Source organism: Streptomyces sp. NPDC046821 (genome assembly GCF_040645335.1).
Classification (GTDB): Bacteria; Actinomycetota; Actinomycetes; order Streptomycetales; family Streptomycetaceae; genus Streptomyces.
In genome coordinates this window covers 333,756-355,698 of record NZ_JBEYYB010000009.1, presented here as the reverse complement: position 1 = coordinate 355,698, position 21,943 = coordinate 333,756, and the positions used below count along the sequence as shown (strand labels likewise).

Genomic DNA, 21,943 nt, shown 5'->3' with positions numbered 1-21,943 from the left:
CCCACCACAGGGCCGAAGCAAAAAAGCGGCCGGACACCAGCCGCCGCACGGTCACAGGAGACCGGCGTACGGCGCACATGCATGGAGGACGTGACGTGGCGAACGACGCCAGCACCGTTTTCGACCTAGTGATCCTCGGCGGTGGCAGTGGCGGTTACGCCGCGGCCCTGCGCGGCGCGCAGCTGGGCCTGGACGTCGCCCTGATCGAGAAGGGCAAGGTCGGCGGCACCTGCCTGCACAACGGCTGCATCCCCACGAAGGCCCTGCTGCACGCGGGCGAGATCGCCGACCAGGCCCGCGAGGCCAGCCAGTTCGGCGTCAAGGCCACCTTCGAGGGCATCGACATCGACGCGGTGCACGCGTACAAGGACGAGGTCATCTCGGGCCTGTACAAGGGCCTGCAGGGTCTCATCGCGTCCCGCAAGGTGACGTACATCGAGGGTGAGGGCCGTCTGTCGTCCCCGACCTCCGTGGACGTGAACGGCCAGCGCGTCACCGGCCGCCACGTGCTCCTCGCGACCGGCTCCGTGCCGAAGTCGCTGCCGGGCCTGGAGATCGACGGCAACCGCATCATCTCCTCGGACCACGCGCTGAAGCTGGACCGCGTCCCGCAGTCCGCGATCATCCTGGGCGGCGGCGTCATCGGCGTCGAGTTCGCCTCCGCGTGGAAGTCCTTCGGCACCGACGTCACCGTCGTCGAGGGCCTGAAGCACCTCGTGCCCGTCGAGGACGAGAACAGCTCCAAGCTCCTGGAGCGCGCGTTCCGCAAGCGCGGCATCAAGTTCAACCTCGGCACCTTCTTCCAGAAGGCCGAGTACACGCAGGACGGCGTCCGCGTGACCCTCGCCGACGGCAAGACCTTCGAGGCCGAGGTCCTCCTGGTCGCCATCGGCCGCGGCCCGGTCTCGGCCGGCCTCGGTTACGAGGAGCAGGGCGTCGCGATGGACCGCGGTTACGTCCTGGTCGACGAGTACATGCAGACCAACGTGCCGACCATCTCGGCCGTCGGTGACCTCGCCCCGACCCTGCAGCTCGCGCACGTCGGCTTCGCCGAGGGCATCCTGGTCGCGGAGCGTCTGGCCGGTCTCAAGACCGTCCCGATCGACTACGACGGCGTGCCGAAGGTGACGTACTGCCACCCCGAGGTCGCCTCCGTCGGTATCACCGAGGCCAAGGCCAAGGAGATCTACGGTGCGGACAAGGTCGTCGCTCTGAAGTACAACCTTGCGGGCAACGGCAAGAGCAAGATCCTCAAGACCGCGGGCGAGATCAAGCTCGTCCAGGTCAAGGACGGTGCCGTGGTCGGCGTCCACATGGTCGGTGACCGTATGGGCGAGCAGGTCGGCGAAGCCCAGCTGATCTACAACTGGGAAGCGCTGCCCGCCGAGGTCGCCCAGCTCATCCACGCCCACCCGACGCAGAACGAGGCGCTCGGCGAGGCCCACCTGGCACTCGCGGGCAAGCCGCTGCACTCGCACGACTGATCAAGGCCTCAGGCTGGACCCAGTCGTCCCCTGTCGTCCCCTGGGCGCGACGACGACCACAGACTTCCGCACTTCCCCGAGCCATCGACTCAGCTCGAGCAGGGGAGACCCCATTAAGGAGCAACAGAAACCATGTCGGTTTCCGTATCCCTTCCGGCACTCGGTGAGAGCGTCACCGAAGGCACCGTCACCCGCTGGCTGAAGGCCGAGGGCGAGCGCGTCGAGGTCGACGAGCCGCTGCTCGAGGTCTCGACCGACAAGGTCGACACCGAGATCCCCTCGCCCGCCGCCGGCATCCTGGCCTCCATCAAGGTCGCCGAGGACGAGACCGTCGAGGTCGGCTCCGAGCTGGCCGTCATCGACGACGGCACGGGCGCGCCCGCCGCCGCCCCGGCCCCCGCCGCTGCCGAGGCCCCGGCCCCGGCTGCCGCTCCGGCCGCCCCCGCCCCGGTCGCCGAGGCCCCCGCGGCTCCGGCCGCGCCCGCCGCCCCGGCCGCTCCGGCCGGTGCCGCTTCCGGCACGGACGTCGTGCTGCCCGCGCTCGGTGAGTCCGTCACCGAGGGCACCGTCACCCGCTGGCTGAAGGAGGTCGGCGAGGAGGTCGCGGAGGACGAGCCCCTGCTCGAGGTCTCCACGGACAAGGTCGACACCGAGATCCCCTCCCCCGTCGCCGGCGTTCTCCTCGAGATCGTCGTCGGTGAGGACGAGACCGCCGAGGTCGGCGCCAAGCTCGCCGTCGTCGGTGCGCCCGGTGCCGCTCCGGCCGCCGCCGCGCCCGCCGCCCCGGCCGCTCCGGCCGCCGCTCCGGCTCCGGCTCCGGTCGCGCCTGCCGCCCCCGCGGCTCCCGCTGCCCCGGCTCCGGCCCCCGTCGCCGCTGCCCCGGTCGCCCCCGCGGCCCCGGTCGCGCCGGCCGCCCCGGCTCCGGTCGCCCCCGCCGCCCCGGCCCCCGCCGCGGTCGCCGGTGACGACGGTGCCTACGTGACCCCGCTGGTCCGCAAGCTCGCGTCGGAGAACGGCGTGAACCTGGCGACCGTCAAGGGTTCGGGCGTCGGTGGCCGTATCCGCAAGCAGGACGTCATCGCCGCCGCCGAGGCCGCGAAGGCCGCGCCGGCCCCGGCCGCCGCTGCCGCTCCGGCCGCCAAGGCCCCGGCCCTGGAGGCCTCTCCCCTCCGCGGCCAGACGGTCAAGATGACCCGTATGCGCAAGGTCATCGGCGACAACATGATGAAGGCGCTGCACTCGCAGGCCCAGCTGACCTCGGTCGTCGAGGTCGACGTCACGAAGCTGATGAAGCTCCGCGCCAAGGCCAAGGACGGCTTCGCCGCCCGCGAGGGCGTCAAGCTCTCCCCGATGCCGTTCTTCGTCAAGGCCGCCGCCCAGGCGCTGAAGGCCCACCCGGTCGTCAACGCCCGGATCAACGACGACGAAGGCACCATCACGTACTTCGACTCGGAGAACATCGGCATCGCCGTGGACGCCGAGAAGGGTCTGATGACGCCGGTCATCAAGGGTGCGGGCGACCTGAACATCGCCGGGATCTCGAAGAAGACCGCCGAGCTGGCCGGCAAGGCCCGCGGTGGCGGCCTCACGCCGGACGACATGTCCGGCGCGACCTTCACGATCTCCAACACGGGCTCGCGCGGTGCGCTCTTCGACACCGTCATCGTCCCGCCGAACCAGGCCGCCATCCTGGGCATCGGCGCCACGGTGAAGCGCCCGGTCGTCATCAACCACCCGGACCTCGGCGAGACCATCGCCGTCCGTGACATGACGTACCTGTCGCTCTCCTACGACCACCGTCTGGTGGACGGCGCCGACGCCGCCCGCTACCTGACCACGGTCAAGGCGATCCTGGAGGCCGGCGAGTTCGAGGTCGAGCTCGGCCTGTAACGCTCGTCTCATCACCGCGTACGCCCCCGTCCGGACCTCCTCCGGGCGGGGGCGCCGCCGTATTGTCTAAAGGTCAACGCACCTTGGGGCCATACCCCTGCCGGAGGAGCCATCATGACCGCGCCCGTCGTCCACTCGCTGCGCGAACAGATCCGCGAGCACATCGTCGAGGGGATCGTCAGCGGACGCTGGAAGCCGGGCGAGCGCATCGTGGAGCGCCGGATCGCCACGGAGCTGGAGGTCAGCCAGACGCCGGTGCGGGAGGCGCTGCGGGAGCTGGAGAGCCTGCGGCTGATCGAGTCCGCGCCCAACAAGGGCGTCCGGGTGCGGAATCTGACGGCCGCCGACCTGGAGGAGAGCTACCCCGTCAGAGCCGGTCTGGAGGCCATCGCGGCGGAGCTCGCGGCCGGACGTCTGGCGGAGGACTGCTCGGCCCTCGAACCCCACGTGGCGGCCCTCCACCGGGCCGACGACGACGCCGACTCGGCCGCCCAGGTGCGGCACACCGTCGGGTTCCACCGCGAGCTGGTGCGGGCCGCGGGCAACTCCGTGCTCCTGCACACCTGGGAGGGCCTCGGCATCGAGGTGTTCACGGCCCTGTCCATCCGCTGGCTCGGCACGGTGCAGCAGTCGTACGCCGAGGAGCACGAGGAACTGGTCGCCGCTTTCCGGCGCCGGGACCCGGCCATCGCGGAGCTGGTGAAGTCGCACGTTCTCGGCTGCGCGCCGCGCGCCTGAGCCGTGGTTCGCTCAGAAGTTGTGAACACACGCTTCCGTCCTGCGGAAAACGGCTTTCGAACCTTGGAAAACAAGGCACCCGGTGCCCCATTGAATGGCACCGGATGCCCACTTTTGCCGTCTGATGAAGTTTTCCCCTTCAACCCTTTGATCGATCATCGATCAGGGAGTTAGAGTCGCCGACGGGTCTCCACCAGGGACCCGTAAGCCCTGTCCTGCCAAAGACCTAGGGCACCCCCGACCCTTCCCCCAAGGGAACCCTTTCCGACTCAGGAAGGCGGCGACATGACCGACCCCTCCCGCATCCAGCCGAGCGAGCTCGACCAGCTCCCGGACCGCGACCCCGAGGAGACCGCCGAATGGCAGGCCTCCCTGGACGCCGTCACCAAGGCGGCCGGGCCGCACCGTGCCGCGTACCTGATGCGCCGCACGCTGGAGCGCGCCGAGGGCGCGGGCCTGGCGCTGCCCAAGCTGCTCGAGACGGACTACGTCAACACCATCCCGACCGCCGCCGAGCCGGCGATCGAGGGTGACGAGGCGCTCGAGCTCAAGATCGCCGCGTGGAACCGCTGGAACGCGGCCGCGATGGTGACCCGCGGTTCCAAGCACGGCGTCGGCGGCCACATCGCCACGTTCGCCTCCGCGGCCTGGCTGTACGAGACGGGCTTCAACCACTTCTTCAAGGGCAAGGAGGGGGACGGCTCCGGCGACCAGCTGTACATCCAGGGCCACGCCTCCCCCGGCATCTACGCCCGCGCGTTCCTCGACGGCCGCCTGAGCGAGCAGCAGCTCGACCTCTTCCGTCAGGAGTCCGGCGGCAACGGTCTGCCGTCCTACCCGCACCCGCGGCGCCTGCCCTGGCTGTGGGAGTTCCCGACCGTCTCCATGGGCCTCGGCCCGCTGTCGGCGATCTACCAGGCGCGGTTCAACCGCTACCTGACGAACCGCAAGATCAAGGACGTCTCCTCCTCGCACGTGTGGGCGTTCCTCGGTGACGGCGAGATGGACGAGCCCGAGGCCACGGCCGCGCTGGCGCTCGCCTCGCGTGAGGGTCTGGACAACCTGACCTTCGTCATCAACTGCAACCTGCAGCGCCTCGACGGCCCGGTCCGCGCCAACTTCCGCGTGGTCCAGGAGCTGGAGGCCCAGTTCCGCGGCGCCGGCTGGAACGTCATCAAGACGCTCTGGGGCTCCGCCTGGGACGAGCTGTTCCAGCTCGACACCACGGGCGCGCTCGTCCGCCGCCTGCGTGAGGTGCCGGACGCGCAGTTCCAGACGTACGCGACGCGCGACGCCGCGTACATCCGTGAGCACTTCTTCGGCTCCGAGCCCGCGCTCGTCGAGCTGGGCAAGCTCCTCACGGACGACAAGATCTCCGAGTGCTTCCACCTCTCGCGCGGCGGCCACGAGCCCCGCAAGGTGTACGCGGCCTACCGTGCGGCCCTGTCGCACGAGGGCGCGCCGACCGTGATCCTGGTCCAGACGGTCAAGGGCTTCACGCTCGGCAAGGGCTTCGAGTCCAAGAACGCCAACCACCAGATGAAGAAGCTGACGGTGGACGAGTTCAAGGACATGCGTGACCTCCTTGAACTGCCCATCTCGGACAGCCAGTTCGTCGACGGCCAGGTGCCCTACGGCCACCCGGGCGCCGACTCCCCCGAGGTCCGTTACCTCCAGGAGCGCCGCGCGGCCCTCGGCGGCCCCGCCCCGGCCCGCCGTACGCACGCCATCGCCCCGCTGCCGGCCCCGGCCGACAAGGCGTTCGCGTCCTTCGACAAGGGCTCCGGCTCGCAGTCGATGGCCACGACCATGGCCTTCGTACGCCTGGTCAAGGACCTCGTACGCGACAAGCAGACCGGCAAGCGGTGGGTGCCGATCGTCCCGGACGAGGCGCGCACCTTCGGCATGGAGTCGCTGTTCCCGTCGCTCGGCATCTACTCCCCCAAGGGGCAGACGTACGAGCCGGTCGACCGCGACCAGCTGATGTACTACAAGGAAGCCACGGACGGCCAGATCCTCAACGAGGGCATCACCGAGGCCGGCTCCATGGCGGACTTCATCGCCGCGTCCTCCGCGTACGCCACGCACGGCGAAGCGATGATCCCCTTCTACATCTTCTACTCGATGTTCGGCTGGCAGCGCACGGCCGACCAGATGTGGCAGCTCGGCGACCAGCTCGGCCGCGGCTTCCTCGTCGGCGCCACCGCGGGCCGTACGACGCTCACGGGTGAGGGTCTGCAGCACGCGGACGGTCACTCGCCGGTCATCGCCGCGACCAACCCGGCCGCGCTGACCTACGACCCGGCGTTCGCGTACGAGATCGGCACGATCGTCAAGGAGGGTCTGCGCCGCATGTACGGCGAGGCCGCGCCGGACGAGGACCAGAACGTCTTCTACTACCTGACGGTCTACAACGAGCCGATGCCGCAGCCGGCCAAGCCCGAGGGCGTGGACGAGGGCATCATCAAGGGCCTGTACCGCTTCAACACCGCCGAGTCGGCCGGTGTGAACGTCGCGGCCGCGAACGCCCCGCGCATCCAGCTGATCGGTTCGGGTACGGCGATCCACTGGACGCTCGAGGCCCAGAAGATGCTCGCCGAGGAGTGGGGTGTGGCCGCCGACGTGTGGTCCGCGACCTCCTTCACCGAGCTGCGCCGTGACGCCCTGGCGGCGGACGAGGCGATCCTGCGCGGCGAGGAGCGCACCCCGTACATCCGTACGGCGCTCGAAGGTGCCGAGGGCCCGGTCCTCGCCGTCACCGACTACATGCGTCAGGTCCCCGACCAGATCGCGCAGTGGGTCGAGCAGGACTACTCCTCGCTCGGTGCGGACGGCTTCGGTCTGTCCGACACCCGTGAGGCGGCCCGCCGTCACTTCGGCATCGACGCGCAGTCGATCGTCGTCGCGGCCCTGGCCCAGCTCGCCCGCCGCGGCGAGGTCAAGGCCTCGGACGTGAAGGAAGCGCGCGAGCGCTACGGCCTGTAGTAACTGGCGTCATGTGTGCCCCGTCCCGATTGCCGGGGCGGGGCACGCGTGCGTGAATGAGGGGGTTCGGAGGTTCCCCGGGGGGCCGTCTTTCATGGGAGATGCCGTCCATGAAGATCACCAAGACCCCTTCGGCGCCTTGCTGGGTCGATCTCTCCACACCCGACACGGACGCGGCCCGGCTCTTCTACGAGGGGCTGTTCGGCTGGCGGAGCGAAGTGGTGCCGGATTCGCGGGCGGGCGGTTACGGCATGTTCAGGGGACCCGGGGACGCGCTGGTCGGGGGCGTAGGTGTTCTTCGGGACCCGAAGCAGCCCGCGGCCTGGCTGCCGTACTTCCAGTCGTCCGGGATCGACGCGGTCGTGGCGCGGGTGAAGGGGAACGGCGGGTCCGTGGCCGCCGGTCCGACGGACGTCATGGAACAGGGCCAGCTCGCGGTCTGCCAGGACCCGTCGGGGGCGGCGTTCGGCCTGTGGCAGCCGGTAAACCACCCGGGTTTCGGCGTCGTGAACGAGCCGGTCAGCTTCTGCTGGTTCGAGCTGGTGACGCACGACCCGGACGGCGCGGAGGACTTCTACCAGTCCGTACTCGGCTGGGGCGCGCGGCGCCGGACGCTCGGAGCGGGCGAGTACACCGAGTGGAGCGTCGACGACGAGCCCTTCGGCGGGATGCTGGACACGGCGTCGGCTTCGTTCCCGGAGGATGTGCCCGCGCGCTGGACGGTGTATCTCGCGGTCGCGGACACGGATGCGACGGCGGCGCGTTGCGGGGAATTGGGCGGCCGGGTCCTGGTCCACCCGACGACCATCGAACCGGGCCGCTTCGCGGTGCTGGCGGATGCGTGGGGGGCGTCGTTCGCGGTGATTGCTTATGGGGCGGGGGCGGGGGCGGGGTGACGGGGCGCTCTTGCTGGGGGCGGGTGGGGGTGTTGGCGGGGGCCGTGGTGGCGGGTGCGGGTGGCGTGGCCGGGTCGTCGTGACGCGTGCGGGTGGCGTTGGCACGCGCCCCGCTGTGTCCGATGAGGTGCCCGGCGATGGCGAGGGCGACTCGCCGTGTCCGAGGAGGCGCTGACGGGAAGCCCGCGCCGGTGGCGGGTGGGGCTGGACCTGGTGCTCGTACCCGGGGCGGGTGGCGTTGGCCGGGCCGTTGTGATGGCTGGCGGCGGAGCGGCTCATCCCGGTGACCCGATGCGCTGACCGGATGCTTCGCTCTGGGTGGGCCCGCGCGTGCGGCTCGGCGGCGGCGTTGTCGGTGGGCGGCGGCATCATGGGCCCATGCGTGCTGCCCGGCTGATCAAGATGGTGTTGCTGCTGCAGAACCGGCCGTCCATGACGGCGGGTGAGCTGGCGCGCGAGCTGGAGGTCTCCGAGCGGACCGTGACGCGGGACGCGCAGGCGCTGTCCGAGGCGGGCGTGCCGGTGTACGCGGACCGGGGCCGGGCCGGCGGGTACCGGCTGATCGGCGGCTACCGGACGCGGCTCACCGGCCTGGCGCGCGGGGAGGCGCAGGCCCTGTTCCTGTCCGGGGTGCCCGGCGCGCTGCGCGAGATGGGCCTGGCGGACGCCGCGTCGGCCGCGCGTCTGAAGGTGTCGGCGGCGCTCATGCCCTCGCTGCGGGACGCCTCGCGGACGGCGACGCAGCGGTTTCATCTGGACGCGCCGGGCTGGTTCCAGGAGCCGCGGACGCCGGAGCTGCTGCCTGCGGTGGCGGACGCGGTGTGGGACGACCGGATGGTGCGCGCCCGGTACCGCCGGGACGGGACCGAGGTCGAGCGGGAGCTGGAGCCGTACGGGCTCGTGCTGAAGGCGGGCGTCTGGTACGTCTGCGCGCGGGTCACCGGGGACGGGGCGTACCGGGTGTACCGGATCGACCGGTTCACCGGCGTCGAGGCGGGCGAGGAGCGTTTCGAGCGGGACGAGGATTTCGACCTGCCGGGCTTCTGGGAGGAGCGCGCAGAGGAGTTCGCGCAGTCGATCCTGCGCGCGGAGGTGGTCCTGCGCCTCTCACCGGAGGGCCTGCACCGCCTCCGGCACGTCATCGAACCGGTGTCGGCGCGCGCGGCCCGCGAATCGGCGGGCGAGCCCGACGACCAGGGCTGGGTGACGGTGACCGTCCCCGTGGAGTCCGAGGACATCGCGTACACCCAGCTCCTCGGGCTCGGGCCGGACGCGGAGGTCATCGGCCCACAGGCCCTGCGCGAACGCTTCGCCGAGGCGGCGCGGAGGATGGCCGACCGGTATAGGTAAGGCGGCGCCTTCGGCGAGGGTGCGCGCACGTCGGCCCGCGCGCAGCAGGCGACGCCGCGTACACCCAGCTCTTCGCACCCGGCCCCGACGCGGAGGCCACCGGCCCTGCGCGAACGCTTCGCCGAGGCGGCGCGGAGGATGGCCGACCGGTATCGGTGACGCCGCCCGGCGCATGGCCCACCAATATCCGTGACGCCGCCCCGCGCATGGCCCACCCATATCCGTGACGCCGCCCCACACATCGCCCACCGATATCCGTGACGCCATCGCCTCTCACCGGGGTCTGTATAACGAAGCGGCACGCGCGTGGCACTCGGGGTGCGTGGGAGTCACGTAAGGCCGATGCTTGTCCCGTGATGGACGAGACGGAGTTCTGGGAGATCGTGGACAGCACGCGTGAGGCGGCCGAGGGCGATCCCGAGGACCACGCCGAGCTGCTGGTCGACAGGTTGCTGCAGGCCGACCCCGAGTCGGTGCTCGACTTCGCCCGTCACTTCGAGTCCCGCTATCACCGCGCCTACCGCTGGGACTTGTGGGGCGCCGCCTGGGTGCTGCTCGGCGGGGCGAGCGACGACGCGTTCGACTTCTTCCGCTGCTGGCTGATCGGCCAGGGCCGGGAGGTCTTCGAGGGCGCGCTGCACGAGCCGGACTCTCTCGCGGACCTGCTGGGCGAGTTCGACGAGGAGATCGACGGGGACGGCGAGGAACTCGGTTACGCGGCCGACGAGGCGTACGAGGAGCTGACCGGGGCCGTGGCGCCGGACCTCGGGATCCCGGCCGCGCCGGTGGAGCCGGAGGGCACACCGGTCGACTTCGAGAACGCGGTGGAGCTGGAGCGGCTGTACCCGAAGCTGTCGGAGCGCTTCGGGGTCTGACCGGGCCTCAGTTCATCCGTTCACCCGTTCCCCCGCCTGGCCGCCCGGATCGTCTCGTCGATGCCGGGGAAGGCGAACGTGAAGCCCGACTCCAGGAGCCGGGTGGGTACGGCCCTGGTGCTGCCCAGGACGTCGCCGGCCATCTCGCCGAGGACGAGGCGCAGGGCGGGCGCGGGCGCCGTGAGCAGGGTCGGCCGGTGAAGCACGCGCCCCATCGCGGCGGTGACCTCGGCGTTCGTGACGGGGTGCGGGGCGGTGAGATTGACCGGGCCGGACAGCTCAGGCGTGTCGATGATGTGCCGCAGCGCCGCGATGTGGTCGTGGAGCGCGATGTACGACCAGAACTGACGGCCGCTGCCCATGCGTCCGCCGAGCCCGGCGAGGAACAGCGGGAAGAGCCGCTCCCAGGCCCCGCCGCTCCGGGACACGACGAGCCCGGACCGCGCGAACGCCGTCCGGACACCGGCGTTCCGGGCGGGCGCCGCCGCGGCCTCCCACTCCACGCACAGCTCCGGCAGGAACCCGGCCCCCGGCGGCGCGCTCTCGTCGACGGCGCGTGTGCCGGTGTCGCCGTAGTAGCCGACGGCGCTGCCGTTGAGGAAGAGGCGGGGCGGCCGGTCGAGGGCGGCGACGGCCTCGGCGAGGGTCGCGGTGCCGAGGACGCGGCTGTCGTGGATCTCCTGCTTGTACTCGTCGGTCCAGCGGTGGTCGCCCACGCCCGCGGCGGCGAAGTTGGCGACGACGTCGCACCCGTCGACCCCGGGGATGTCGACGTACCCCTGCCGCGGGTCCCAGCGGACCTGGTCCGGGGCGGACGGCTCGCTCCGGACCAGGCGGACGACCTCGTGGCCGTCGGCGCGCAGGGACCGGGTCAGGGCGGAGCCGATGAGTCCGGAGGAGCCGGCGACGGCGATCCGGGAGCGTCGGGCGGGGGCGGGTTCGCTCGGGGCCATGGGCCCATCCTGCCGTGAGAAATGCGGGGCGGCCGGTCGTACACCCGCCATAAGGTGGCGCCCATGTCATCGCCGTACATACGTTCCGCCCGGTTCGAGGACGCCGACGAGCTGGCCGGGCTCGACCGGGCCGCGTGGTCGACGCTGCACTCGGTGCAGCCGCGGCCGACGGCGCCGTACGGGCCGTTCTTCTCCGAGCAGTGCGGGCCGCGGGACCATCTGGTCGCCGGACTCGGCGGGCGGCTCGTCGGATACGTGCGCGTCGGCCGCCCCACGGCGCTCGCCGTCAACAGCCATGTCCGGCAGATCCAGGGCCTCGTGGTGGCCGAGGAGGCACGCGGCGCGGGCGTGGGCCGGGCGCTGATCCGCGCGTCCGTGGACCACGCCCGCGCATCGGGCGCACGCCGCCTGACGCTGCGGGTACTCGGACACAACAAGCCCGCGCGGGCGCTGTACGAGTCCGAGGGGTTCGCCGTCGAGGGTGTCCTCCCGGAGGAGTTCCTGCTCGACGGGGCGTACGTGGACGACGTCCTGATGGGACGCCCTCTCTGAGACGGGCACCCGTCCGGGGTGCGGTGACGCTCCTTCCGTAGGAGCGTGAAGGGGTCCATGGGAAGGAGCCCGCCGATGACCGGGGCGTTGTCGCGTCGCCGGCGCGGCAGGGAGCGGGCCTGGCTGCGCGGGGCGCCCGCGCCGCGCTGGGTGCGCTGGCTGCCGGTCGGGCTGCTCGTCGCGCTGTGCGTCGTCCAGCTGGCCACGCACGAGAAGCTGGACCTCGGTTTCCTGCTCGGCGCGATCCCGCCGCTGGCCGCCCTGTCGTACGGGCCCGCCCTCACCGCGGTGTTCGGCGCCGTCGTGCTCGCCCTGCTCAGCCTGCCCTTCATGGACCTCGGGCACCCCGGCAACACCGACGAGCTCACCATCGCGTTCGTGGCGGTGCTCAGCGTGCTGATCGCCTGGGTCCGCAGCCGGCGCGAGGACCAGCTCGTCACGGTGCGGACGGTCGCCGAGGCCGCCCAGTTCGCCGTGCTCCCGCCGCTGCGCGACCGGGTCGGCACGGTGCGCTGCGCGGGCCTGTACCGGGCGGCGACCCGTGGCGCGCTGGTCGGCGGCGACCTCTTCGACGTACGGCGGGGGCCGTCGGGTGTGCGGGCGGTGATCGGCGACGTACAGGGGCACGGTCTCGCCGCGGTGGGTACGGTCGCGGGGCTGCTCGGCGCGTTCCGGGAGGCCGTGCTCGACCAGCCGGACCTGACGGGCGTCGCGGCGCGCCTCGACCGGCGGCTCGTGGTCGACGCGGCGGAGGACGAGCACCACGAACTGTTCGCGACGGCGCTGCTCCTGGAGTTCCCCGACGACGCCCCGGTCGTACGGGTTCTGTCGTGCGGGCACCCGCGGCCGCTGCTCCTGCGCGGGCACGAGGTCATCGAGCTGCGGGTGCCGTCCGGCGCGCCGCTGGGCCTCGGGATCGCGGGGCTCTCGCCGCCCGAGCAGATGACGGTGCGGCTGCGGCCCGGCGACCGGCTGCTCGGGCTCACCGACGGTCTGATCGAGGCGCGGGACGCGTCAGGCGCGTTCTATCCGCTCGCTGAACGGCTGGTGAAGTTCGGGGCGGAGGATCCGGCGAAGCTGACCGACGCACTTTGGCTCGACGTAGTGCGGTTCGCGGGGACCGTGCGCGATGATCTGACCCTGCTCGTGTTCGCCCCGGAGATCGATCCCGCGGACGACCGCGTCCCCCAGGAGATCGATCCGGCGGAGGATCACTGATGGGTGCCCTGTCCGACTGCCTCGTGCCCTTCGCCCGCGTGTCCGGATCCCGACGCTGCGCCCCCCAACAGGCTGATGCCGCCGGTCAGTTCGCGAAGGCAGCGCAGCGCGAGGACCGCCGGGGAGCCGGGCGAGCCGGTCGCGGGGTCGTCGGTGAGGGCCCAGGTCTCCAGGGCGATCCGGATGGCGTCGGTGGCCGCGGCGGCGGCGAGCCGTACGTCGAGGGGGTCCGCGCCGGGGCCGGCGAGCCGGGCGAGGACCGGGCCGAGACGCTCCTCCGACTCCTGGTTGACCCTGTACCAGACGGCCCGCAGCGCGGGGTCGTCCTGGGCGGCGCGCAGCAGCCCTCTCGTCGTCGCCAGCTGCTCGGAGCCGTGCGGGCCGGGGGCGGAGAGGGTGGCGGCGATGGCGCTCTCCAGGACGAGACGCAGGTCACCGCCGGGTTCGGCGTCGGCGAGGAGGGCACGCCAGGCGTCGCCGCCGGCGGCGAGGAGCGGACCGACGGCTTCCTGCTTGCCCCGGAAGTAGCGGTAGAAGGTACGGAGCGCGATGCCGGCGCGCTGGGCTATGGCCTCGGCGGTGGTGCCGTCGGGCCCGCGCTCGGCGAAGAGCTCGGCGGCGGCACGGGCGATGTCCATCTGGGTCGCGGCTTTGCGCCGTTCGGTCAGGGACGGCTGCTGCTCGTTCGTCGGGCTCACCCGGAAAGCCTATGTGCCCGGGAACAATTTGGCACTTTGTGACGCTGTGGCAATACGTGCCACCTAGGCGTACGGTGGACAGCAGATCCCAGTCAAGCGGATCGCAGAAGTGAGTGAAGTGGAGCAGCACATGAGCCCGAACCTGAACCGCTACGAAGGCCGTCGCGTACTCGTCACCGGGGGTGGCTCCGGCATCGGCCAGGCCACCGTGTTGCGCGTCCTCGCCGAGGGCGCCCGCGCCGTCGCCGCCGACGTCAGCGAGGCGGGCCTGAAGGACACCCTCGACAAGGCGACCGCGGCCGGCACCGCCGACCGCCTCACCACGCTCGTCGTGAACATCGCGGACGAGGCGTCCGTGCGCGAGGGCGTCGCCAGCGCCGTGCAGACGCTCGGCGGCCTGGACACGCTGGTCAACGCGGCCGGCATCCTGCGCTCCTCGCACACGCACGAGACGTCGCTCGCCGACTTCGAGCAGGTCATCCGCATCAACCTGGTCGGCACGTTCCTGATGATCCGCGAGTCGATCCCGGCGCTCCTCGAGGGCAACGGCGCGGCGGTCGTCAACTTCAGCTCGACGTCGGCCGGGTTCGCCCACCCGTACATGTCCGCGTACGCGGCCAGCAAGGGCGGCATCCAGTCCATGACGCACGCCCTGGCGAGCGAGTACAGCAAGCAGAACATCCGCTTCACGTCCGTGCAGCCCGGCTCCATCTCCTCCGGCATGACGGACGGCTCCGGCGCCAGCGGCCAGAGCCGTGGCCCGGGCCTGCCCGAGGACGCCGACATGAGCCTGTACATGAAGCTGGCCCCCGCGCTCGGCCAGGGCTTCGCCGGCCCCGAGACCGTGGCGTCGGTCGTCGCGATGCTGGGCTCGGACGACGGCAGGTTCATCACCGGTACGGAGATCCGTATCGACGGCGGCACGCACTTCTGACCTGCTGCGACGACACCCCGGCTCACCCGTTCGGCGTAATGTGCGCGACGGGTCCGGGGTGCCCGGCGGATCGTGACACGTATGCGTGTCATCCGAATGGCGGCGAGCTGCGCGCCCGGGGCCACGGCCTGCGGGATGCTGCTGCTCTGCGCCGTCACCGTCGGGCCGGATCCAGCGGCGCGGACCGGTGACGCGGCGGGGGTACGCCCCGCCGAACGGTCCGCGCCGGTGCTGTCTCCGGCGGCGGTACCGGTGCGCCGGTCCGCCGACGGCGCGCACACCGCGGCCGAGCCGCGGATCGTGCCCCGGTCGAAGTGGCTCGCGGGCGCAGCCGTCCACCAGCCGCCGCCCCGGTACGCCGGCCGCGTCACGGCGGTCTTCGTGCACCACACGGACACCCCGAACAACTACGACTGCGCCGACACGCCCCGCATCATCGGGTACCTGTACGCGGGCCAGGCGGGCGGCCGGCAGTGGGACGACATCGGCTACAACTTCCTCGTCGACCGCTGCGGCACGATCTACGAGGGCCGCGCGGGCGGCGTCGACAAGGCGGTCGTGGGGGCGCACGCACAGGGCTTCAACAAGGGCACGACGGGCATCGCGGCCATAGGCACGTTCAGCGCGGGCACCCCGGTTCCGCCGGCCATGGCGGAGTCCATCGCCGCCCTCACCGCGTGGAAGCTGGGCCTCTCGGACATCGACCCGCGCTCCCGCGTCCAGCTCGTCTCCACGAACAGCCTCAGCCGGTTCCCCAAGGGAACGAAGGCCGAGTTCAACGCAGTGGCCGCACACCGGGACGAGTACGAGACGTCCTGCCCGGGCCAGGCCCTGATGGCGGCGCTCCCGGCCATCAGGAATCGTGCGGCGCAACTTCAGGGGCGGTGACGCGCTGCTGTGGGGCCTGCACGCCTGCGGGGAAGCCGTGGAGCCTGCGCGCAGGCGCGCCTGCGGGGAAATGCTGCGCGCAGCGCACGCGTTTCAGGGGCGCGGGGCTGTGACATTTGCGGCTCCGCCGCGTGGGCGCGACCAGCCCCCACGAAGCCGCACCCAAACACCACCCGCACTCCACCCACGCCCCACCCCCACTCCAGCGGAGCGCCACCGCGCCCCCTGTGCGACCGTGCCCGGGTCGCGCGCGACTCCCTTCCGGCGCCGCCGGTCCTACCCTCGACGGACCCGGATACAGCCCGGGTGTTTCGGAGTCGTACACGGGTTCGTCGGGGGGTAGGACGTCCTCGGGCCCGCCCCTCACGCGCCGGCCGGACGGCACGGGGTGCGGGGACGGCTCTCATCAGCCGCAGCACCGCCAGGGAGGCGCAACGTGCCCGAGCCCGTACAGCACGCGAACGTCGTCATCGTCGGGGCCGGGGTCGCGGGACTCTCGGCCGCCCACCGCCTGACCAGGGCCGGCGTACCCACCCTGGTCCTCGAGGCCGGCCCCGGTGTGGGCGGCCGTATGTCCACCGAGAAGGTCGACGGGTTCCGTCTCGACCGGATCGGCCGGCTCCTGTGCACCTCGTACCCCGAACTGCGCCGCTCCCCCGGCCTGGACTCCCTCGTCCTGCGGCCCTTCTCGCCCGGGGTGCTCGTGCACAGCGACGGCAGACGCCACCGTGCCGGAGAACCCGCGCCCACCCGGCGCGCGATGGGCGCACTCAACACGGCACGCGCCCTCGCGAGCGCCCCCAGGGTGCCCCGCCCCCGCACCGCCCGGACCCCGCGCCCCACCGCACCGCTCGGCAGCCCCCTCGACCAGGCCCGGCTCGCCAAGGCCCTGGCCCGGCTCGGCGCGACCCCGGTCCCCCGGCTCCTCGCGCGCCCCGAACTCGCCTCCGCCGACGCCCTGTCCAGGGGCGGCCTGCCCGCCCGCACCCTCGACGGCTTCGTGCGCCCGCTCCTGACGGCGCTCCTGTGCGACCCGGACCTGACCACGTCGAGCCGGTGCGCCGACCTCGCCCTGTACGCGTACGCGCGCGGCCGCCTCTGCGTCCCGGAGGGCGGCGCCGACGCTCTGCCCGAGCTGCTCGCCGCCGGGCTCCCGCCGGAGACGGTCCGTACCGGCGTCCGCGTCAACGCCATCTCGGCGAACGCGGTGACGACCGAGGAGCACGGCGAGATCCGCTGCCGGGCCACGCTCCTCGCGACCGGGGCCCGCGCCGCCGCCGAGCTGCTGCCGGGCCTGCGCGTACCGGACTTCCACGCCGTCACGGTCGTCCACCACGCGGTCCCCGAACCGCCGCTCACCGATCCCGCGCTGCTGCTCGACGCCGACCGGCTCGGACCCGTCGCGCACACCGCGGTGATCAGCCAGGTCGACCCGACACGCGCCCCGGCGGGACGGGCGCTCGTCTCCTCCACGGTCCTCGGCCCGCCGCCACCCGAGCGCGCGCTGCGGTCCCAACTCGCCGCGCTGTACGGCACGTCGACCGACGGCTGGGAGACCCTCGCCGTCCACCACGACCCGGAGGCGGTGCCCGCGATGCCGCCGCCGCACGACCTGCGCCGCCTGGTGCGGGTCCTCGACGGGCTCTATGTGTGCGGCGACCACCGCGGCACGAGCACGGTGCAGGGCGCCCTGCACTCGGGCCGCCGGGCCGCGCACGCGATCCTCGCGGATCTCGGCATTCCGCTCGCTCGGGGAGCGGGCGCGGTGCCGGCCGCCGCCTGACCCGACCTCACATTCGACTCACAGGCAGGTCACAGCCGACGTAGCCACACATCCGACCTCTAAGGGGTCGCCCCATACGCGCCCGCCTCCGTGGCACATCCCGGAGGCGGGTGCGCCCATTCCCGTACGCGCACTCTTGCCACCACAGCAACTCCCCTCTACGGTCCCCACGTCCGTACCCATGACCCTGGAGGCCGCAGTGCGAAGAACGGCGTCAGCCCTGCTGTTCGTCCTAGCCCTTGTCACCGGATTCATCGGAGCTGTAGTGCCGTCGACCGCAGCCGAGCCCACCGAGCAGGGGCCCGACCTGCTCGCCGGGCAGCCCTCCGTGATCCCGCGGCCCACCGACTGGACGTCACTCGGCGGCACGACGGCACTCGGCAGCGGCACCCGCCTCCTGGTCCAGCCGGAGGCCCGCGTCAAGACCTCCCTGGCTTCCGGCCGCGCCGAGTTCCCCGGCCCGGCCCGGCAGACCGTGCAGCAGCTCGCCACCCAGCTTCAGGGCGAGCTCGGCCAGGTCTCCGGCATCGATCCGGTCATCGCGAGCGACGTGGCCCACGCGGGTCCTGGCGACATCGTGCTCGGCCTTGACAACGATGCCGGGCTCGGCGCCGAGGGCTACAAGTTCGACAGCGCGGACGGCGCCGTACACATCAGCGCGGCCTCCACGCACGGCCTCTTCTACGGCACCCGCACCCTGCTCCAGCTCCTGCGCTCCACCGCCGACGACCACCGCACGGTCCCCCTCGCGCGCGCGACCGACGTCCCCGCGCAGCCGGTCCGCATGGTCCACCTGGACGCGGGCCGCAAGTACTGGAAGATCCCGTACCTGGAGAACCTGATCCGCAGGATGGGCGACCAGAAGCTCAACACCCTGCTGATGCACCTCTCCGAGTCGGAGGGCTTCCGCCTCTACAGCCCCAAGTTCCCGGGTCTCGCGGACCCCGAGCACAGCTACAGCCGCGCCGACATCGAGCACCTGAAGACCTTCGCGGCCCGCTATCACGTGCAGCTGATGCCGGGCCTGGAGATCCCCGGCCACGCGACGGCGATCAGTGACGCGTTCGGCATCGGCTTCGGCGACGGCCCGAACGCCTGCACCGGGGCGCACACGCACTCGCACCTCACCGCCGACTGGATCATCGACATGACCAGCGACAAGGCGGTGGCGAAGACGAAGGAGATCGTCGACGAGTTCGCCGGCTGGTTCGACGCGCCGCTGTTCTCGATCGGCGCCGAAGAGGTCCCCGGCCAGCTCGCCGACTGCCCGCGCGTCAAGGACTACCTGGCCTCCGCGCCGGACGTGTCGACCCTCGGCGACCTGCTCAACCGGTACATCAACACCCTTGACGACGTGGTGACTTCGCACGGCAAGCGCACCGCCGTCTACAACGGCTCCGAGCACATGGCCGCGCCCCAGCAGACCGTGCACGGCCCGGTCGTCTTCCTCACCTGGGAGGGCACCGGCAGCGAGCCGGTGATCCCCGGCCACGACGAGATCGCGATCGGCCCGTTCTACGTCACGCCGAACAACTACCACCACAAGTACCCGGACCAGTCCTGGATGTACGACACGTGGACCCCGAGCAGCGCCCCCGACATGCTCGGCTCCGGCCTGACGAACTGGGCCGACTACAACTTCTGGGCGGACGACGCCTACTTCGAGCAGCAGAGCGCCGGCCCGCGCGCGGTCCTCGCCGACCGGGCCTGGAACGGCTCGGCGACCCCGGACACCCTGGCCGACTTCCAGGCCCGCGCCGCCCGCATCGGTGACCCGCCCGGCATCACGCCGACGCCCGTGACACCCCGCATGGAGGGCCGTCCCAGCCACCACTGGACATTCGACAACGCTTCGTACCCGAAGGGCTGGACGTACGCCGGCAGCCCCGGCAACACGATCTTCGCCGAGGACACGGCGGGCGGCCTGCCGGGCACGTCGTACATCATCAACAACCCGACGCCGGTGGACGGTGTGAAGGGGCAGGCGTGGCGTTTCGACTCGGACCGTGACGGTGTCGGCTTCGGCGGCATGGACGTCGCGGAGCCGTGGACGGTGTCGGTCTCGGTCCGCCCGTCGTCCCGCACCGCCGACCAGGTCCTGCTCAGCTCGAAGGCCGGCGCGCTCAAGCTCATGCAGTACGGCACGGGCAAGGTCGGCTTCACGAAGTACGGCGTGAAGGACTACTCGTTCGACTACACGCTGCCGCTGAACGAGTGGACGCGCCTGACGTGGGTCGCGACCCCGGGTCACACCACCCTGTACGCGAACGGCGCGCGCGTCGGCACGGTCGACGCGTCGATCCCGCTGCCCCTGCGCTCCATCGGCACGGAGAAGGTCAGCCTGCGCGGCGACATCGACGAACTCGTCACCTGGGACGAGGCGTTGACTGACGGCCAGGTGGCCGACGAGCTCGGGGAGGTCACCAAGTGACACGCCACGGATCACGCGCCCGGCGCCGCACCGCGCTCGTCGCGGCGGCCTGCGCCACCCTGCTCGGCCTGCCCGCCCTGGGCGGCTCCGCGTCCGCCCAGGACGCTCCGGAGCCCGCGGCCACGAAGGACTACGAACCCACACTCGCGTCCCTCAACAGCCATCCGACGCCGAGCTGGTTCAACGACGACAAGTTCGGCATCTTCATCCACTGGGGCGCCTACTCGGTGCCTGCCTGGGGCCCGCGCGGCAGCTACGCCGAGTGGTACTGGGCGTACATGAACAACGCGGGCAGCCCGACGAACCAGCACCACAAGGACACGTACGGGACGGCCGCGAACTACGACGACTTCATCGGGCAGTGGAAGGCCGAGAAGTACGACCCCGACGCCTGGGTGAAGCTCTTCAAGGACGCCGGCGCCAAGTACTTCGTGCTGACCTCCAAGCACCACGAGGGCGTGGCCCTGTGGGACTCGAAGGTGAGCGGGCGCGACACCGTCGACCTGGGCCCGCACCGGGACCTGGCGGGCGACCTGTTCAAGGCGGCCCGCAAGGAAGGCGACCTGAAGGCCGGCTTCTACTACTCGCTCTACGAGTGGAACAACCCGTCGTACACGGGCCACCCGGTCACCAACCCGTACACGGGCGCCACCGTCCCGTACACCGGCGCGCCCGCGGTCAAGGACTACGTCGGTGACTACATGGCGCCGCAGATGCGGGAGCTGATCGACCAGTACGACCCGGACATCATGTGGTGCGACGGGCAGTGGGAGAAGCCGGCGTCCTACTGGAAGACGGCCCCCGTCCTCGCCCACTACTACAACCAGGCGAAGAACCGGGCGCACCCCAAGGAGGTCGCGGTCGCCAACCGCTGCAAGATCGACACGGGCGCGCTCGACTCCCCCGAACTCGACTTCCAGACCCCCGAGTACACGGTCAAGTCCGAGATCGACCCGAACAAGTGGGAGGCCAGCCGCGGTATCGCGCACTCCTACGGCTACAACCAGAACGAGCCGCCCGAGGACTACCTGACCTCCGACCAGCTCGTCGACTCGCTCAGCGACATCGTCAGCAAGAACGGCAACCTGCTGCTCGACATCGGCCCGCGCGGCGACGGCACGATCCCCGAACTCCAGCAGGAGCGCCTGCGCGACATCGGCTCCTGGCTGAAGACCAACGGGGAGGCCGTGTACGGCACGACGTACTGGCACCACGCCGAGGAGCCGACCTCGGACGACGACATCCGCTACACGGTGAAGGACGGCACGCTCTACGCGACCGCCCTGAAGTGGCCCGGCGAGCAGCTCACGCTGGGCGCGGACACCCCCGTGAAGCAGACGACCCGTATCTCCCTGCTCGGCTCCGACGCGGGCCCGCTCGCGTGGCACAAGGACGACAAGGGCCGGGTCGTGGTGGACACCCCCGCCGAGACCGGCAAGTACGCCTACGTCTTCAAGATCGAGACCCCGGGCGTACGGAGCCTGGCCCGCACCCGTACCGAGCTGCCGAAGGAGCTGAACCCGGGCCGCACGGCGGACGGCACGCTCGTCGTCACGAACACCTCCCGTGAGCAGGCGCCGGACACGACGGTGACGTTCGGGGCGCCGGAGGGCTGGACGGTCACGCCCAGCACGTCCGAGGTTCCGCCGCAGGGCCCCGGCGCGGACACCAAGGTGCCGTTCAAGGTGACCCCGCCGAGGTCCGCGAAGCCCGGCACCTATGAACTCCCCATCACCGTAAGGCACATGGGGATGACGGTCACGACGACGGTGAAGGTGAAGGTCGCGCTGGAGAACCTGGCGCTCGGCAGGCCCGCCACCCAGAAGTCGACGGCCTGGGACGCCCCGGCGTCGCGTGCCGTCGACGGAAACACGGACGGCGCCTTCGGCTCGGGTTCCGTCACGCACACCTCGGAGCCGTCGAACCAGGCGTGGTGGCAGGTCGACCTCGGCGCGAAGGACGACCTGACCGGCGTCGACATCTGGAACCGCACCGACTGCTGTTCGGACCGGCTGTCGGACTTCTGGGTCCTGACGTCCGACTCCCCGATCACCGCGGACAGTCTCGACGAGGCCCGCAACACCCCGGGGGTGACGGCCGTCCGGGTCGCGGGACAGGCGGGCAGGCCGTCACACGTGACGCTGCCCGCCGGGACGACCGGCCGCTACGTACGGGTGCAGCTGGAGTCCACGACCAACCCGCTGTCCCTGGCGGAGGTCCAGGTGCGGGGCAGCGCCCTGCAGTAGTCCGTCACCGGGCAGTAGTCCG

The 21,943-nt window shown here is 71.7% G+C and carries 16 protein-coding genes; 14 read left to right on the top strand and 2 right to left on the bottom strand.

From position 1 onward, the window contains the following. Positions 1-95: 95 nt before the first annotated feature. The 7 genes from lpdA to ABZ893_RS20690 all read left to right on the top strand — a co-directional run bounded on the left by lpdA (position 96) and on the right by ABZ893_RS20690 (position 10,218). Positions 96-1,484, top strand: a complete 1,389-nt coding sequence (lpdA, locus tag ABZ893_RS20720; RefSeq protein WP_361405575.1) for a dihydrolipoyl dehydrogenase — start codon at positions 96-98, stop codon at positions 1,482-1,484. 132 nt (positions 1,485-1,616) lie between these two features. Continuing rightward, positions 1,617-3,374 (top strand): 2-oxoglutarate dehydrogenase, E2 component, dihydrolipoamide succinyltransferase, encoded by a 1,758-nt coding sequence (gene sucB, locus ABZ893_RS20715; protein WP_361405572.1) that lies wholly within the window; start codon positions 1,617-1,619, stop codon positions 3,372-3,374. 114 nt (positions 3,375-3,488) lie between these two features. Further along, a complete protein-coding gene (locus tag ABZ893_RS20710; RefSeq protein WP_361405569.1) occupies positions 3,489-4,112 on the top strand; it encodes a GntR family transcriptional regulator in 624 nt (207 codons plus the stop codon). Between the two features lie 285 nt (positions 4,113-4,397). Next, on the top strand, positions 4,398-7,097 hold the full coding sequence (gene aceE, locus ABZ893_RS20705) for a pyruvate dehydrogenase (acetyl-transferring), homodimeric type (protein ID WP_361405566.1): 2,700 nt from the start codon (positions 4,398-4,400) through the stop codon (positions 7,095-7,097). A 110-nt stretch (positions 7,098-7,207) separates the two neighbouring features. Beyond that, positions 7,208-7,993 (top strand): VOC family protein, encoded by a 786-nt coding sequence (locus ABZ893_RS20700; RefSeq protein WP_361405563.1) that lies wholly within the window; start codon positions 7,208-7,210, stop codon positions 7,991-7,993. 378 nt (positions 7,994-8,371) lie between these two features. Then, complete coding sequence (locus ABZ893_RS20695; protein ID WP_361405560.1) at positions 8,372-9,343, top strand: YafY family protein; 972 nt, start codon at positions 8,372-8,374, stop codon at positions 9,341-9,343. Positions 9,344-9,699: 356 nt separating this feature from the next. Next, positions 9,700-10,218 (top strand): DUF4240 domain-containing protein, encoded by a 519-nt coding sequence (locus tag ABZ893_RS20690; RefSeq protein ID WP_361405811.1) that lies wholly within the window; start codon positions 9,700-9,702, stop codon positions 10,216-10,218. A 20-nt stretch (positions 10,219-10,238) separates the two neighbouring features. Here the strand turns inward: ABZ893_RS20690 and ABZ893_RS20685 are convergent, their stop codons facing one another. Next, positions 10,239-11,171, bottom strand: a complete 933-nt coding sequence (locus ABZ893_RS20685; protein WP_361405557.1) for a TIGR01777 family oxidoreductase — start codon at positions 11,169-11,171, stop codon at positions 10,239-10,241. A 63-nt stretch (positions 11,172-11,234) separates the two neighbouring features. Between ABZ893_RS20685 and ABZ893_RS20680 the strand changes: the two genes are divergently transcribed. Together ABZ893_RS20680 and ABZ893_RS20675 are read left to right on the top strand one after the other, a co-directional pair. Beyond that, on the top strand, positions 11,235-11,723 hold the full coding sequence (locus tag ABZ893_RS20680) for a GNAT family N-acetyltransferase (RefSeq protein ID WP_361405554.1): 489 nt from the start codon (positions 11,235-11,237) through the stop codon (positions 11,721-11,723). A 75-nt stretch (positions 11,724-11,798) separates the two neighbouring features. Beyond that, positions 11,799-12,941, top strand: coding sequence for a PP2C family protein-serine/threonine phosphatase (locus ABZ893_RS20675; RefSeq protein WP_361405551.1), 1,143 nt, complete (start codon positions 11,799-11,801; stop codon positions 12,939-12,941). On the opposite strand, the gene ABZ893_RS20670 is transcribed toward ABZ893_RS20675, so the two are convergent. Further along, positions 12,935-13,579: a helix-turn-helix domain-containing protein gene (locus ABZ893_RS20670; protein WP_361405808.1), complete on the bottom strand. Its 645-nt coding sequence runs from the start codon at positions 13,577-13,579 to the stop codon at positions 12,935-12,937. The two genes, ABZ893_RS20675 and ABZ893_RS20670, sit on opposite strands and share 7 nt — an antisense overlap. 190 nt (positions 13,580-13,769) lie before the next feature. Here ABZ893_RS20670 and ABZ893_RS20665 point away from each other — a divergent pair, with 190 nt between their 5' ends. The 5 genes from ABZ893_RS20665 to ABZ893_RS20645 all read left to right on the top strand — a co-directional run bounded on the left by ABZ893_RS20665 (position 13,770) and on the right by ABZ893_RS20645 (position 21,921). After that, a complete protein-coding gene (locus tag ABZ893_RS20665) occupies positions 13,770-14,573 on the top strand; it encodes an SDR family NAD(P)-dependent oxidoreductase (protein WP_361405548.1) in 804 nt (267 codons plus the stop codon). Positions 14,574-14,654: 81 nt separating this feature from the next. Continuing rightward, the gene (locus ABZ893_RS20660) at positions 14,655-15,461 is read left to right on the top strand and encodes a peptidoglycan recognition protein (protein ID WP_361405545.1); all 807 of its coding nucleotides are present in this window, start codon (positions 14,655-14,657) and stop codon (positions 15,459-15,461) included. Positions 15,462-15,897: 436 nt separating this feature from the next. Next, positions 15,898-17,244, top strand: coding sequence for an NAD(P)/FAD-dependent oxidoreductase (locus ABZ893_RS20655; RefSeq protein ID WP_361405542.1), 1,347 nt, complete (start codon positions 15,898-15,900; stop codon positions 17,242-17,244). Between the two features lie 181 nt (positions 17,245-17,425). After that, the gene (locus ABZ893_RS20650; RefSeq protein WP_361405539.1) at positions 17,426-19,675 is read left to right on the top strand and encodes a family 20 glycosylhydrolase; all 2,250 of its coding nucleotides are present in this window, start codon (positions 17,426-17,428) and stop codon (positions 19,673-19,675) included. Continuing rightward, entirely contained in the window at positions 19,672-21,921 is a 2,250-nt protein-coding gene (locus tag ABZ893_RS20645; RefSeq protein WP_361405536.1) for an alpha-L-fucosidase, read from the top strand. Before ABZ893_RS20650 ends, ABZ893_RS20645 begins: the two co-directional genes overlap by 4 nt. Positions 21,922-21,943 lie beyond the last annotated feature (22 nt).

Bases quoted from the DNA above. Each gene is read 5' to 3' on its own strand.
- ABZ893_RS20665 (WP_361405548.1), top strand. From the start codon at position 13,770: ATGAGCCCGAACCTGAACCGCTACGAAGGCCGTCGCGTACTCGTCACC.
- aceE (WP_361405566.1), top strand. From the start codon at position 4,398: ATGACCGACCCCTCCCGCATCCAGCCGAGCGAGCTCGACCAGCTCCCG.
- ABZ893_RS20650 (WP_361405539.1), top strand. From the start codon at position 17,426: ATGACCCTGGAGGCCGCAGTGCGAAGAACGGCGTCAGCCCTGCTGTTC.
- ABZ893_RS20700 (WP_361405563.1), top strand. From the start codon at position 7,208: ATGAAGATCACCAAGACCCCTTCGGCGCCTTGCTGGGTCGATCTCTCC.
- ABZ893_RS20685 (WP_361405557.1), bottom strand. From the start codon at position 11,171: ATGGCCCCGAGCGAACCCGCCCCCGCCCGACGCTCCCGGATCGCCGTC.
- ABZ893_RS20690 (WP_361405811.1), top strand. From the start codon at position 9,700: ATGGACGAGACGGAGTTCTGGGAGATCGTGGACAGCACGCGTGAGGCG.
- ABZ893_RS20660 (WP_361405545.1), top strand. From the start codon at position 14,655: ATGCGTGTCATCCGAATGGCGGCGAGCTGCGCGCCCGGGGCCACGGCC.
- ABZ893_RS20710 (WP_361405569.1), top strand. From the start codon at position 3,489: ATGACCGCGCCCGTCGTCCACTCGCTGCGCGAACAGATCCGCGAGCAC.
- sucB (WP_361405572.1), top strand. From the start codon at position 1,617: ATGTCGGTTTCCGTATCCCTTCCGGCACTCGGTGAGAGCGTCACCGAA.
- ABZ893_RS20670 (WP_361405808.1), bottom strand. From the start codon at position 13,579: ATGGACATCGCCCGTGCCGCCGCCGAGCTCTTCGCCGAGCGCGGGCCC.
- ABZ893_RS20675 (WP_361405551.1), top strand. From the start codon at position 11,799: ATGACCGGGGCGTTGTCGCGTCGCCGGCGCGGCAGGGAGCGGGCCTGG.
- ABZ893_RS20680 (WP_361405554.1), top strand. From the start codon at position 11,235: ATGTCATCGCCGTACATACGTTCCGCCCGGTTCGAGGACGCCGACGAG.
- ABZ893_RS20695 (WP_361405560.1), top strand. From the start codon at position 8,372: ATGCGTGCTGCCCGGCTGATCAAGATGGTGTTGCTGCTGCAGAACCGG.